Origin of the sequence: Salarchaeum sp. III, from assembly GCF_036418315.1 — an archaeon.
Classification (GTDB): Archaea; Halobacteriota; Halobacteria; order Halobacteriales; family Halobacteriaceae; genus Salarchaeum.
This window is the reverse complement of record NZ_JAZHPG010000014.1, coordinates 30882-44362: the sequence shown is the minus strand read 5'-3', so window position 1 is coordinate 44362 and position 13481 is coordinate 30882. Positions and strand designations below refer to the sequence as shown.

Below are 13481 nucleotides of genomic sequence, written 5' to 3'. Positions count from 1 at the left end.
CGCAAACGTTACCCGGTGGTCGTAACCAGACTGAACCGTCCTGTATGACTCTCAGCTCGTTCCTCCGATTTGGTGTTCTCGGCACCGCATCGTTAGCGGTTCTTCCAGGGGTGGTCGTTGTCTGGTATGCGTTGAGCCGGGTTCTTGCTCGGGTAACGGTTGCGTCACGACCGATAACTGATACTCTGCAATCTCGATTCCAGGAGGTGTTCGATACCGCGGAGGTTGCGGATATCGAGACAATCGTCGCGACCGACGTTGAGGATGCTGTTGCTGGGTTGAGCGCGACCCCCGGTCAGCGACTGTTCGGTCTCTCGGAGCCGACAGTCGAAACGGCCACGGACGAGGAGCTAACGGGGCTGGCCGGGCTTGTTGCCGGGCAACACAAACAGCGATTTCCTGAATGGTACGCGGGCGTGCTTGTTGTGCTCAGCGCTGCGTTTGCCGCTGCGCTGGGGATTGACCCGTCCGGGTTTCACTCCATGTGGCTACCGGCTCTGCTTGTACTGAGCCTCGTGATAGTGCCGGTCGTCGGATTCGCGGTGCTTCGACGAAAGACGTTCGCGGCCGATAGAACTGCCGTGGAATTGGTCGGACAATCGTCCGTCCGAGCAGCAATCTGCCTCGTCGGAACGAACCCGCTTCCGGACTGGGTCCCCGACCGACTCCATCCCAAACCATCGGCTGCTGAGCGCTTGCGACGACTGTGATACGGTGGCGCTGGTCGCCCCTCTACAGTGTGCGTTACGAAAACAGACACAACGGACGGTAGGTGTTCAGGAGCGCGGGTTGTGGGTCTGGGATAGTGTCTGAGTAGCTTCTCGTGATTGAACTGTTCGCGCTCAGCGACCAGTCCGTCTCCGTCATCCGAGCGCATTTTATCGCGTAGCGTATCCCTCGCGCACTAGACGAAAGTCCCCGCATTCGACGACAGGCTTATCCAGACACGCGCTCCCTGTGGGTGCGTCTTCACGCGGTAGCGAGACCAGGGGTGGCCCGAGATCGGCCCCTGGAGCGAAAAATGGGGAGGGCCGACCAGTGATGGCAAGGGGTGGCTGCCCGCCCGTTGCAAGGCAGGCGTAGGAACCGTCTCTCGGATTCGGCAAAGAACCCCGTTTCGTGTTTCAGACCGCGAAACACCAGCGTCGACTTCTCCATCCACCCTTGAAGGCGGGGATTCCGCTCGCACCGTGTCAGTCGGCAGGTAGCGCCTGTGACTCGCCGTCGGGGTCTGTCCGCGTGCGTGTTGACCGGACGGCACACCATCCGAGAATCGCTAACAGTCCTGCGAGCGGTATTGAGACTACGGTGAGGGCCTCGCTGAGGATGCCGAATCCCTGTGTGGTGAGGGATGGGGAAACGCCGGCGGTCGTCAAAACTGCGTGAATCTGTGCTGGTTGGACGGGAAACGCGATTGCGATGGTTCCCACCAGCAGTGCTGTGCGGCCGCGCTGTCCCGTGTCGAGGTGGAGGAGACAGAGGAGTGGGAAGTAGACGTAGACGACGTACAGCGTGTTCGAGGCCGGGGACACGACGAGCATCGCGATGAGTGCCGTGAGGTACGTCGTGACGCGGTCGGTGACTGTGTGGTCTCGGGTAGCGGTGAGCGCGAGGATGGGTGTGACTGCGAGGACCGCGAACAACGCGTACAGGTGTGGGTCGGTGTGCGGGAAGAGCTGTGAGAACGGACGGAACAGCGTCATTGAGAAGAAGTTCGGCGAAACCGTCTCGCTGAATGCCGCGATGCGACTCCGGCCCGCGAGCACGTGGAGATACTCGCTGTAGATTTCGAAGCCGAAGAGAACGCCGCCGACAATGACGCCGGAAATGCCTGTGAGGACTGCGGCGGCCAGTGCGCGCCAGGCGCGCCGCCAGAGTAACCAGAGCCCGAGGACTGCTGGGAACAGCTTCACCAGCGCAGCGCCGCCGAGTGCCGCTCCGGCAATCCCTTCACGGCCGTGTTCAAGTGCGACGAACGCGGCGGCGAGTGCGAGCGCGATTACCATATCGACTTGCCCCAATCCGAAGACTGCCATCACGGGGACGGTTCCAAGACAGAAGCCCGTGATGACTGTGCGGTCTATCAGGGGTAGTCGTCCGCGGTAGGTTTCGATTGTTCGGATGGTGAGGGCTGCGAGGGCGATGGTCGCACAGACGTTTATTGCGGTCTGGAATGCGAATGCGAGTTGCCAGCTGCCCATGGCGGTGTGGGGGAGGAAGAAGACGACTGAAATCGGCGGGTAGACGTATGTCACGCCGGGGATGCCGGTGTTGATACCGACGAACGAGTGGCCGTGGATTACGGCTTCTGCGGCCGTGTAGTACGCGCGAAAGTCCCACGCTAAGTGAGAGACATCGGCGATTCCGAGGAAGTAGGCCGGAACGACGAGTCCACCGATGGCGCAGACCAGTAACACGAGACGGCGAACCCGGTCGGTAACCGGGGTGTCATCACTGAAGTGGAGGGCGAACGACGGGATGACTGACATTACGCGTCTGTAGGTACTGAACGCGTATAATGGGGGATTCTGGGTTTCTCCACCGGAAACACCCAGCCGGAGGATCGTGTCACGGCAGCACCTGTGTCGCGTTCAACGCCACGATGTAGAGCTGGACGGCACGGTCCTGCCTCCGTCGACGTGGTGGTCCCGTGCCGGGAACGGCTTAGGGGATAGGCGTTTGGTGGTCGGGGAGAGTGAGCTGCACGCAGCTTCCCGATTCGATGTCGCGGAAGGAGAGTTCTCCACCGAGTCGAGTGACTGCCCAGGAGACGAACCACAGCCCAACGCCGGTTCCGTGCTCGAGCGGTGTTTCCTCACCGTCCTGTACGACTGCCCGTTCACGCTCCGGGATTCCCGGGCCGTAGTCCCGAACGCTGATGCGCACTCCGTCGGCGGTCTGTGCAATGGTGATCGTTACTGTCGGCGTGTCACTGTCCGTGTGCTCGATCGCGTTCTCGACCAGTTCAAGCAGGGCGGTTCGGAGCACGTCGCGGTCGGTTGTGAGACGCGGTTCACGCTCGCTCTCGTTCGCGGAGACGCAGTCGATACGGCAGTCAGCGCGGTCGTGAACCTGGTCTGCGACATCTGCGACGAGTGCCGGGACGGCGACTTCGTGCTGGTGAAGGGTGTCCCCGGCCAGGATTCGTTCTGCGCGCTCGACTGTGATCCCGAGGTCGACGAGGTCGCTCGATGTCCGCTGAATTCGTTCCGCGACAGCCGGGGGGTCGTCTACGTCGCCGTCAGCGAGTGCCTCCGCGAACGCGCGAATCGCGTCAAGGTCGTTGCGTAGATTGTGTCGCAGGACTCGATTCAGGACTTCGAGTCGCTGTTCTCTGGTCTGCTCGTCTGTAACATCCTGAAACACGTACGCCGTGCCGATCGGTTCACCACGAGTGTTCGTGAGCGATGATTGGCTTGCGTCGAACCGACGCCGTCCGTTCGGTGTCGGGACCGTTGCTGTCGACGCGACGGCGGTTGCGGGGTTCCAGCCTAGGACTGACTGAATCGGGCGGCCTGCAGCCCGCGCAACGACGACGCCGAGGGTGCGTTCGGCGGCGTTGTTCGCGTCCACGAGGCGGTCGTCTTGATCGACGACGAGGACCGCGTCGCTCATCTCCTCTAGTATTGACGACCGGGCGAGCGGTCCGGCTCCGGGCGTCTCACTAAACAGTCCGTATTGGAACACACTAACAGCGAACGCGCCCGCAACGACGGTTAGAAAGCCGGTTGTCGTCCAGGGAAACGTTACCGGATCGGTTGCACTGAGCGTGCTCAGAGAGAACAATAGCACCGAAATCCCAAGGCCGCTGATGGCTAATGCCACGCTTCGGCCGCGTGGAAGATCGTCATAGGTGGCTGTGGATCGAACGAGTAGAAACACGCCGAATAGCCCCACGCCGATGAGCGCGGTTTGCAGTATCGATGTGCCGGCGCGGACCAGCAGTCCGACTGGACCGTGGAGTACTGTTCCGTGGAGACTTGCGGCGCCGGTTCCAAGCACGTAGACGACGGTACCAAAGGCTAGCTGGCGGTTTAGAGATGGACCGCGGCCAGTGTACTCAAACACGAACCCTGTCCAGAGTGGCACGATACCGAGCCAGCCAATGAGCAATGCGCTCGCGACTGTCTGTCCGGTAATGACGTTGGTGCGAGCGAGCACAAGGAGCATGCTGAGGCCGGCGAGCACGACCCACAGGACGGTGATAACGAGTGCCTCGGGGCGCTCGCGGTGCCGAACACCCATCCCGCCCAGCAGGAGGAACACAGCGACGACGAGGACATCGACGGCGACAAGCGGAAGGTCGGGACTCATGCTGTCTCACGCTCCGCGTTCCTGCGGGTCTTCGCGCGGCGTGTGGGGAGTCGAACGCACACCGCTGGGACGCCGTCGATCGTTTTCGTCTCGACAGTCCAGTCGGTGTGCTCGGCTGCGAGCCGCGCAATATCGAGCGCCCGGCTGGGGATGGTGTTCCCGTCGCGATGCCTGTACGGCACGACCCCAATCGTAACGAACTCGTCATCGATGTCCACTTGGAGGGAAACTGTCGTTCCGGTGGTTTCGGCGGCGGTAACGAGTGTTTCGAGGATGGCGACGACGAGCGAGCGGTTAGCTGAGACCTGTACTGGCGTTCCAGCCGCTGCTGATGGGGCGTCGACACCGAGCGTGTTCTGGATGTCGGTGAGGAGTTCCTGTAGGCAGGTAGTCGTCGCTTGCGCAGGGTCACGGTCAGCGAGTGCGCGCTCCACGCTTCGCACTCGCCCCACTAACGTCGCCGTGTCTGTTGCGGTCTTCTGGATGCGTGCTCCACCCTCGGTTGCAGTGTGGTCGTCGTCGGCGATAGCGTCGGCGATGTCTGTGACGGTGCGCATCTGGTCGGTTGTCGCATCGGCTACTAACTGTGTGAGAACGCTGAGGCGGTGTTCGCGTCGGCGTGCGTCTGTGATGTCACGGCATACGAGGAGGTGTCCGAGCGTCCGGTTGCGCGTGTTGGTTACGGACTCGGCAGTGACGGAGACCGTTCGCCCGGAGTCAACTCGAATGTCCTGTGGTTCTGACTCCGCAAGCGATTCGGGAGCAGGGAGCGTGGCGGTGATTGTGTCTAGCGGCGCTCCGGTTGCCTCATCGCGCGAGATGTCGAACAGTGATTCTGCGGCGGGGTTCAGGTCTCGGATAGTGCTGTCGGCACCGACGAGGACGATGCCGTCGGACATTTCGTTGATAACGCGGTCGCGTCCGGCGATGGAGACGACGGGGAGTGTTTCGAAAACACGGTATCGGCGGATTACGGTGGTGAAGAGTAGTGCCGACGTGGTGATGGCGAGTGGTGTTGCAATCGGTTCTTGGAGTGTTGTCGTGATGAAGGGGAGCGTCAGAATTGCGCTGATGGCGAGGGTGAGTGCTGCGGTCTGGGTTGCGGGGAACGCCTTGTGTCTGAGTGTTGTCGCGCAGATGAGGAAGACACCGATCACTGCCAGTGAGTCGGCGAGAACGATCGTCATCCCGAGGACCGTGTTGAATGTGCTTGTTGAAATGCCGACGAACGCGCCGACCATTGCAAGGGCGACGTTGGGGGCGATGAGCAGCACGAGGAGAACTACGACCGCTGAAAGCGCGATCGGCGTCGCCTTTCGGTCGCGACCCGTATATTGGAGTGCGAACAGGAACCATAAGACGCCGACGATCGCTGGGAGGTCGAACGCGATGAGCGTCCAGAATCCGCCGGGTGACTCCGTTGGCGTCCACTGAATGCCGAGGGCGTGACGGACTGGGGCGACATCGACGACGGCGAGATGGAGGAGGGCGCCGGCGAAGAGTGCGACGGCGATTCCGATCATGGGGCTTGTCGTGGGGTCGTGCCGGTGCCGAAGGATTGTTGCGACGAAGCCGAAACTCGTGAGTACCGCCACGGTGCTGGCTGCGAGTGCAACAGGACCGGTCGCCGTAATCATATCGTATCGCCCGGATTAGTCCGGGTGCGTTGCTGGCGTAGCGGGCAGGGTGCGGGCGGACATCCTCACTATGGGGTGAAAACTGTGGCTCATCCGTCCGGTGCGGCGTGTGACGCCGCGAGCCGCAGTCGGTCACTCATCGACGGTGACGATCGCGTCGAGACAGCCGTCGGCGAGGGAAATCGAGAGGGACTCGGCCACGGCCTCGAAGCGCTCGAGGTGGTGGCCGTCGTCGCGGATGACCATCTCGGTGCGCACGAGACCGGCGTCGCTGAGGTCGTTGAGGCGGCGATACGCTGTCGGTCGGGAGACGTCAGCGGCTTCGGCGACAGCGCGGCCGCTCCGCGGTTCTTCGGCGACCGCCTCGTACACGCGGCGGGTGTACTCGTCCCCGAAGAGGTCGAGGAGTTCACCGGAGGTCAGTTCCTCGCTGTCTGAGTGGGTAGGTGGGTGCTTCGTGCTGGGGGCCGTCAATTGCGGGGACATACTTCATGAGATACGGGGGTTCCTACTGGAGGATGGGGCTAGCTATCCAGATTCGACGCCTCGGATGAGTCTAGGAGTGCAGACGCGGGACGGAAGCCAATCAGTTATGAGGATGTAGGGACGACCCTGAACCACTCCTCACAGATGGCGGACAGTGATCGATCAAATGAGTTGCGAGCACTCGTCGTCGACGACGAGCGAGAGGTGGCTGACGCCTACGCACTCCGCCTCCGCGGAGTCTGTAACGTCGACACTGCCTACGGCGGCGAAGCGGCACTCTCAATCATCGACGACTCATCGATCGACATCGTCCTTCTGGACCGCCATATGCCGGATATGTCGGGCGACGAAGTGCTGGCGCAACTCGACGAAGCAGGCTATTACGGCCGCGTCGTCATGGTAACAGCAGTTGACCCAGACTTCGACGTGCTCGAAATGCCGTTCGACGAGTACCTCTGCAAGCCCGTTGACCAAGCCGACGTACGAGCCGTCATCGACCAACAACGCCAAATCCTCGCGTACGAGACGCTCGGAGAGTACTTCAGCGCCGCGTCCACGTGTGCAGTACTCGAAGCCGAAACAAGCCCGGACACGCGCGAAACCCACGCAGAATACGCCGAACTCGCGGACCGTGCAGACCGCCTCGAAAAACGTGCACGCCGGCTTCTCGACGACCACACCATCCTTAACGAGTTCACCCAGATCGGGCGAGAAGAAGTCTGAACTAGTCCGTCGTTGCGGTCTCTTCTTCGAAGAACACGTCGAGTAACTTCCGTTGACTGGCCCGGAGATGATGCAGGAGCGTTGACCCAGTGATATCGAGGGACGCCGCGACTTGCTCTGCAGTGCTTCCTCGCGGGGACTCGAAGTAATCAGCGAGGTACGCGGTCCGAAGCACGGTTCGCTGCCGATCAGTCAGCTGATCCTCGAGTTCATCGCGCAGTTCCCGTGCCGTCGTCACGGACCGGTCTCGCTCGCGCTTTGCGACGATATCAACGCCCTCACTATCAGTGATAGTGTTGGTTAGCCGCTGAATATCGCTGTCCTGCGGGAGATCGACGACGACTCGACCGGCGCCGTCGTCGAAGGTCGCCCGACGAACACTCCCACCGAGAGAGGTGACAGCAAGCAGTGGAGACGAACCGCAGAGTTCGAGTTCTACGCTGCCGCCCGACGCTGTTTCGCTAATAAGGCGCGCGTTCTCGACACCCGCAGTAGTAGCGGCCACTCTATCGAACTCACCGATACGCTCACTCTCTAGTTCAACGAAGCAGAGTATCGCATCACGGTCCTGTGGCACCACTCCCGTCAGCGTGACTGTGGCATCGAGGTCGTCGCTGAGTGTGGCGAGAGCGGATGCACTCCCGACGTCGAAGGTGATTTCGGTCACTGCGTCCGACAGTAACAGCGTCTGGTTTCGTGTCGCAGTAATGGCGAACCCCGCGATTTCTCCGAGTGTCTTGAAACTCCGTCGCTCGCGCTCAGAGAACGCGTCAGTTCCAGCCGCATAGACACCAACCACACCGTGGACGTTCGACCCAGACACGAGCGGAATAGCGAGAACAGATTGGACGCCGTCAGCGAAGCCAGCCATTCGGATCGCGTCTGGCAGTGCTCCGTCCTCCGCGAGCGGTTGGCTCGTTTGTAGACGACCAGTCTCAACTGCACGTTCCTCCGGAGTTTGCACGTCCGCCTCGAGCGTCTCGCGGACCGCCGCGAACGTCTCACCGGTCTCTCCAGCGGACGCTTGAACGACAAGCCCGTCACGTCCAACGGAACGTTCACCTACCCACGTGAACTCGTAAAGGTCGGTTTCCCCAAGCCCCGTACAGATCGTTTCGCCTATTTCGTCGCGCGATGACGCAGCGACGAGGTCGGCCAGTACATCCGAGAGTACCGCGTCGACAACGCCAGTTCGGTCGCGTTCTGCCTGTAAGCGTTCAATCGTCTCTTCCTGACGGCGGCGTGGTGTCACATCCTGTAAATAGACCGTTGTTGCGTCGGCTACTGGAATGATCGAAACAGCGAGCCACCGGTCGAGAGCCGGGTAGTACTCTTCGAATTCGGTGGTAGTGACTGCGGCGCCTGTGAAGGCATCCACTAGTGAATCTTCAACCGATCGCGGCATGACGTCGTCGACGGCTGCCCCCGCCGCACTGCCTTCGAGATCGATCAGTTCGCGCGCGGCGTCGTTGACGCTGTCTACGATGTTTCCGTCCGATACTTCAATAATGCCGATAGGTGCGTTCTGTAGCCGGTCGTTCATAGCTATCTACGACCCCGCCGGTTCGACATCGGTCGGGTGGTCGCATCGCCAGACGGTCTCCCGTATGCGGTCACCATCGCACCTCGAAGCGAGCGCCTCCGCTTTGAGCGGTCGTGAGACGAATTGTCCACCCGTGAGCGGTAACGATTTGGTTGACAATCGCAAGTCCAAGCCCCGTTCCAACGTCTCCTGCCGAGTAGCCGGGCGTGAACACGGCGTCTGTCTCGTTCGCTGGAATGCCGGGGCCATTGTCAGCGATGAAAATCCCGTCGTTGAGGGAGCCGACACGCACGGTCACAGTCTCACCGGCGTGCTCCACCGCGTTCCGGAAGAGGTTCTCGAACAGGCGGTGGACTTGATCCGCGTCGGCGAGCACGGTCGGCAGCGTGTCCACGATGTCGAGTGTAGCGTGTTTCGTGTCGACAGACCCCCAGGCGTCAGCTACCGCGTTCTCCAGAGAGAGTTGTTCTGAGGGGTTTACGGCCTCTGGTCCCCGTTCAAGTGTCAGAACACCACGGATGATTCGTTCCATGCGGCCGTGTGCCTCGGCGACCGCATCGAAGTGTTCGGACTGCCCAGTCTCGCGGGCTGCTCGAAGATGCGCGGTAGCAACGTCGAGCGGGTTGCGAAGGTCGTGGCTGATCATGCTGGCAACCTGTCCAGCACCCGCTGTCTCCGCGACAGCAAGAACGTCATCAAGCCGGGTGAACGCGAGGAAGCCGGTCGTATCGTCGACCGGGAGGAGGCGTGCCAGATACGAGTCGGTCTCACCGAACCCATCGAGATACACACCGGTTGCCGTCCCCTGCACCATCTCAGTCAGGGGGTCGTCAGGTCCAGGCGACTCGACGACATCGAAGTGCTCGAAGACGACTGACACCGCGGGGTCGGACGGCAGCGGTTCGAACGTATCCTCGAACGCCTCATTTGTTGCCGTGATAACTGGTGTTCCGTCCGTGACAGCATACTTGAGGACTGGCTCGGGATAAACTCCAATCGGGATCGCCGCCGTACGTTCCCCGCGCATTCTCAACGCCCGTGGATCCGAGCAGCGGTATGTTTCCGGGAGACGGGCGACGGGTGTGTTGGCCGACGTATCGCGGCCGGCGTGCGTGACATACGTATTTACTCGAGGGGGTAGTGGTTTAGTGTTGTCTCCGTTTGCTGGGACAGAAACGCCGGCTGTGTGTTTATCGTGGTTCGGGCGTACACTCACGTATAGCCGAGTCACATCGGCGTTACGCCATGAATATCGACGAGTTTACGTCCGAACACGGACCGACGGAAACGGATGAACCGTTCCAGCTAGAGAACAACTACACGCTTGATGTCGCCGTTGATGGTGAGGTGCTGGCGAAAGCTGGGTCCATGGTTGCTTACACCGGCGACCTGTCGTTCAAAGGGAAGAGTTCAGCCGAAGGCGGGATCGGTGGGTTCCTGAAACAAGCTGCGACCGGCGAAGGCACTCCCGTGATGACCATCGCGGGACAGGGCCACGCGTATCTCGCCGACAGCGAGAAGAAAGTCCAGCTCCTCGAACTCGACGCCGACGAATCGATCACCGTCAACGGCGAGGACATCCTCGCGTTCGACTCCGATATCTCGTACGAAATCACGTCGATGGACAGTCTCGCTGGCGCGTTCGCCGGCGGCTTCACGAACGTCTCCCTCTCCGGCCCCGGCTACGTCGCTATCACGACGCACGCAGACCCAGTCGTGCTCAAGCCACCCGTCTCCACCGACCCGAGTGCCACCGTCGCCTGGAGCGACACAACCCCGGACGTCCAAGTCAACAAGAGCCTTTCAGACATGGTCGGACAGGAATCCGGTGAACGCTTCCAGATGCAGTTCAGCGGCGACAGCGGCTACGTCGTCGTGCAGCCATACGAAGAACACTAGGATGCCACCCGTCGGAAACAGTCCACCAGAGCGGCTGGCCGAGAACGGCTCTCAGGCCGCCCTGACCGCCACTAGCGGACTGATATCGGATGCTTTAGGTGGCGATACTCGGACACTCCGGACAAGCGGTAGACAGCGCTATGCCAAAGCTCAACCGCCGACAGTTCATTGCACTCGGCCTCTCAGCGACAGCGACAGCAGTCGCGGGCTGTAGCAACCCCAAAGCTAACGATACCGAGCCATACGCTGAGTGGCTCCCAGCAAGCAACGGTGGGACGGTCACTGCGTACATCGACTTCACCCTCTCCGAGGCACCCTCACAGATCAACCCAGCTCTCCCTCTAATCGTTCCCACGCCCGGCCAGAACGACGAGAATCTCGCACCCACGCTACCCGGTCTGGACGATATTAACGACCCACTTTTGACGTTCCCGTTACAGACCGGTGGCCGTGTTCTCGGTGGGGCAGTCCTCTCGCTGGCCATCGTCGGTCTCGGCCGGTTAGTCGACCCGGCACGACCAGAACAGGGAATCACCGAACTGTTCTTCGCGGACGGCGTCACCATCGGGCGCGGCGACCTCGACCCAACCACCATCGAGACACGACTTCGTACAGGACCCGAGCAGACCCAGTTCGAGCGCGTCGGGACCACAGGAGACTACGCGATGTACGCGCTCGTCGAAGGGACCGACGGGTTTGCCGCCGTCAACGAAACGACCGTAGTCATCGCTGATGCGCGCGACCCCGTCGAGGCTGTCCTCGAAACACGACGCGACAACCGTGCACACGCTGGCACGACCGGCGATAGCTTCGCAACGCTGCTCACCGAAACGGACGTGGGTCACGTGATGGTCGGCTGGGACGGCCCAATCGACCTCAGTCAGCACACGTTTGGTGACACCGAGGGTCCGCTGGCCGGCGGCCTCATCTCGAAAGACGATACGGTCGTGTCCTCGGTGACGTTCGAACCAGACACCCACGAAATCACGGCCGCGCTCGGCCTCAACGCTACGGACGACGTGAACGCGGCGAGGCTCAACAAACGGCTCGGCGCTGCCAGCGCCGAACACTCAGTCTCGGTCGACGGAACACACGTCACTGCGTCGGGCCGATACACCGAGAAAACAGTCGATATCGATTTTGTGGCCGACGAAGAGACCACGACGCAGACAGCCGTTCCACGCGGGGACACTCTCCCGCCGGAGGTCGTGAACGCAGTCCCGGAAAACGCGTTCGAATTCACGTTCGATGAAACTGAGGACCGAGTCCGAGTCAGATTCCTGTCGGAGTTCGATGCCGAGGAAGTAACCGTCAAAGCCACGAACTCGGGATACGAGAGTACGACGACGACACCAGACCCGATCAGCTATTTGGACGTTTACGTCAACCCCGAGAACGACACAGTTCTCGTAATCGTCACGGTCGACGGTGTCTCGGGAATAGTGGCCCAACACGACGTTCCCTGAACATTACGGTTCGGCCACCCGTAGTCGCTTCCGCCCCTCCCGTTTGATTCTCGCTCCTCAGCGCTTACGAACCCATTTGCCGACGAAGCCGCCGAGCGCGCTCAGCCCGACGAAGTAGACGAGACTCATGAACACAGCGATACCGAGAAGGATAGCAACCGCGGTAACGGCTTCAGGCGGGCTGCTCACGAACAGTCCTGCGCTCGTGAAGAGACCAATGATGAGCAGCGGGAGACTCCCAAAGACGCCGGCGAGCGCGCCGACGCTAATCCCACGTGAGTCGTGCGTGGAGTCAAGATAGCCGGCGGCAGCACCGCCAAGAACCGGTGAGAACGGGACGAAACTGAGGACGGCCGCGACTGTCGCCCCAACGACCCCGAGAATCCATGCCGGAGTTCCTCGATTATCGCGTCGGGCGCGCCGGTGGACGACGACAACCGCAACGCCGATGAGGATGATACTCGCGCCGGAAACAAGAAGACCAATCCCACTCCAGTGGCTCAATGCGGTGATTAGGTCAATTGCTTCGGCCTCCGTGAGCACATCGGACCGGAACTCCCCCTCACGAATAAGGTCCGCAACCCCCTGGCGAGTCACCCCATAGTAGAGTGCTGCGCCACCGAGCGCGACGACACACCCGCTAATCCAGAGAACCGCTCCGAGCACCCAGTCACCCAACCGATCAAAGACGATCGCGCGGTCTGAGTCGGTGTGTTCCTCCATACCAACCCTAGCGCCCCTAGTAGAATAAAAGCACGAGCATGGTTTCTCTGCCAGCAACTCCACTCGCCACACTGTGAATGCTCGCTGCCTGATTTCGAGCGCATCCCGTTTCTGTGCTAGTAGCCACTACTGTGAGCGCGTCACGATACGCGCGTTCAGAAACTCGCCTGGAGAGTATAAGAGGTAGCCGTACGTTGCGTCTGTATGGACTGGGCGTTCCGAATTCGGAAAGACGTTCCATCCTGGGTATTCAAGATTGTGCTGGTCGCTGCCATCCTCTTGGTCGCTGCCCTCCAATATTTCAACATCATTTAAACCTGCTGTCACTCTGGGAGGGTTGCCGCGTCTGAGTGAAATCAACCACACTCAGGCGGCGTTGGTTGTGAGGTGGAGGCCGACGATGCCGACGACGATGAGGCCGATGCAGGCGGTTCGGAGGAGCGTGGCGGGTTCGTCGAAAAAGATGATACCGAGCTGTGCCGACGGCGCCGATTCCGGTCCAGACGGCGTAGGCGGTGCCGACGAGGAGGGCTTTGATGGCGTGTGCGAGGAGGAGCATGCTGACGATGAGCGCGACGACGGTGGCGAGCGTAGGCCAAGGTTTCGTGAGGCCGTCGGAGTATTCGAGCCCGATCGCCCACGCGATTTCGAAGAGCCCGGCGGGGAACAGGATATACCACGACATACTAC

Annotated in this window: 11 protein-coding genes and 1 pseudogene; 4 read left to right on the top strand and 8 right to left on the bottom strand. The window is 61.2% G+C overall.

What is annotated here, in order from left to right; all coding sequences use genetic code 11:
* The first annotated feature begins 206 nt into the window (after positions 1-206).
* Complete coding sequence (locus U3A55_RS01995) at positions 207-710, top strand: hypothetical protein (protein ID WP_330989846.1); 504 nt, start codon at positions 207-209, stop codon at positions 708-710.
* A gap of 483 nt (positions 711-1193) precedes the next feature.
* Here the strand turns inward: U3A55_RS01995 and U3A55_RS01990 are convergent, their stop codons facing one another.
* The 4 genes from U3A55_RS01990 to U3A55_RS01975 all read right to left on the bottom strand — a co-directional run bounded on the left by U3A55_RS01990 (position 1194) and on the right by U3A55_RS01975 (position 6437).
* On the bottom strand, positions 1194-2489 hold the full coding sequence (locus U3A55_RS01990) for a glycosyltransferase family 87 protein (RefSeq protein ID WP_330989845.1): 1296 nt from the start codon (positions 2487-2489) through the stop codon (positions 1194-1196).
* A gap of 175 nt (positions 2490-2664) precedes the next feature.
* Positions 2665-4314: an ATP-binding protein gene (locus U3A55_RS01985; protein WP_330989844.1), complete on the bottom strand. Its 1650-nt coding sequence runs from the start codon at positions 4312-4314 to the stop codon at positions 2665-2667.
* The gene (locus U3A55_RS01980) at positions 4311-5951 is read right to left on the bottom strand and encodes a histidine kinase N-terminal 7TM domain-containing protein (RefSeq protein WP_330989843.1); all 1641 of its coding nucleotides are present in this window, start codon (positions 5949-5951) and stop codon (positions 4311-4313) included. Before U3A55_RS01980 ends, U3A55_RS01985 begins: the two co-directional genes overlap by 4 nt.
* A 132-nt stretch (positions 5952-6083) precedes the next feature.
* Positions 6084-6437 (bottom strand): ArsR/SmtB family transcription factor, encoded by a 354-nt coding sequence (locus U3A55_RS01975; RefSeq protein WP_330989842.1) that lies wholly within the window; start codon positions 6435-6437, stop codon positions 6084-6086.
* 144 nt (positions 6438-6581) lie between these two features.
* Here U3A55_RS01975 and U3A55_RS01970 point away from each other — a divergent pair, with 144 nt between their 5' ends.
* Positions 6582-7160, top strand: coding sequence for a response regulator (locus U3A55_RS01970; RefSeq protein WP_330989841.1), 579 nt, complete (start codon positions 6582-6584; stop codon positions 7158-7160).
* A gap of 1 nt (position 7161) precedes the next feature.
* Here U3A55_RS01970 and U3A55_RS01965 read toward each other — a convergent pair whose 3' ends face one another.
* Positions 7162-8703 carry a bacterio-opsin activator domain-containing protein gene (locus U3A55_RS01965; RefSeq protein ID WP_330989840.1) on the bottom strand — a complete coding sequence of 514 codons (1542 nt, stop codon included), beginning with the start codon at positions 8701-8703 and terminating at the stop codon, positions 7162-7164.
* 70 nt (positions 8704-8773) lie between these two features.
* The gene (locus tag U3A55_RS01960; protein WP_330989839.1) at positions 8774-9730 is read right to left on the bottom strand and encodes a sensor histidine kinase; all 957 of its coding nucleotides are present in this window, start codon (positions 9728-9730) and stop codon (positions 8774-8776) included.
* A 218-nt stretch (positions 9731-9948) separates the two neighbouring features.
* Here U3A55_RS01960 and U3A55_RS01955 point away from each other — a divergent pair, with 218 nt between their 5' ends.
* Together U3A55_RS01955 and U3A55_RS01950 are read left to right on the top strand one after the other, a co-directional pair.
* Complete coding sequence (locus tag U3A55_RS01955) at positions 9949-10602, top strand: AIM24 family protein (RefSeq protein WP_330989838.1); 654 nt, start codon at positions 9949-9951, stop codon at positions 10600-10602.
* Between the two features lie 98 nt (positions 10603-10700).
* Complete coding sequence (locus tag U3A55_RS01950) at positions 10701-12068, top strand: hypothetical protein (protein WP_330989837.1); 1368 nt, start codon at positions 10701-10703, stop codon at positions 12066-12068.
* A gap of 57 nt (positions 12069-12125) precedes the next feature.
* Here the strand turns inward: U3A55_RS01950 and U3A55_RS01945 are convergent, their stop codons facing one another.
* Positions 12126-12791, bottom strand: a complete 666-nt coding sequence (locus tag U3A55_RS01945; RefSeq protein WP_330989836.1) for a DUF5518 domain-containing protein — start codon at positions 12789-12791, stop codon at positions 12126-12128.
* Between the two features lie 366 nt (positions 12792-13157).
* A pseudogene (locus U3A55_RS01940) lies at positions 13158-13476 on the bottom strand (DMT family transporter).
* Positions 13477-13481: the final 5 nt, after the last annotated feature.

What these genes read in the sequence shown, in the direction of transcription:
- U3A55_RS01990 (WP_330989845.1), bottom strand. Translation starts at nt 2,489, where the DNA reads ATGTCAGTCATCCCGTCGTTCGCCCTCCACTTCAGTGATGACACCCCG.
- U3A55_RS01985 (WP_330989844.1), bottom strand. Translation starts at nt 4,314, where the DNA reads ATGAGTCCCGACCTTCCGCTTGTCGCCGTCGATGTCCTCGTCGTCGCT.
- U3A55_RS01980 (WP_330989843.1), bottom strand. Translation starts at nt 5,951, where the DNA reads ATGATTACGGCGACCGGTCCTGTTGCACTCGCAGCCAGCACCGTGGCG.
- U3A55_RS01975 (WP_330989842.1), bottom strand. Translation starts at nt 6,437, where the DNA reads ATGTCCCCGCAATTGACGGCCCCCAGCACGAAGCACCCACCTACCCAC.
- U3A55_RS01970 (WP_330989841.1), top strand. Translation starts at nt 6,582, where the DNA reads ATGGCGGACAGTGATCGATCAAATGAGTTGCGAGCACTCGTCGTCGAC.
- U3A55_RS01965 (WP_330989840.1), bottom strand. Translation starts at nt 8,703, where the DNA reads ATGAACGACCGGCTACAGAACGCACCTATCGGCATTATTGAAGTATCG.
- U3A55_RS01960 (WP_330989839.1), bottom strand. Translation starts at nt 9,730, where the DNA reads ATGCGCGGGGAACGTACGGCGGCGATCCCGATTGGAGTTTATCCCGAG.
- U3A55_RS01955 (WP_330989838.1), top strand. Translation starts at nt 9,949, where the DNA reads ATGAATATCGACGAGTTTACGTCCGAACACGGACCGACGGAAACGGAT.
- U3A55_RS01945 (WP_330989836.1), bottom strand. Translation starts at nt 12,791, where the DNA reads ATGGAGGAACACACCGACTCAGACCGCGCGATCGTCTTTGATCGGTTG.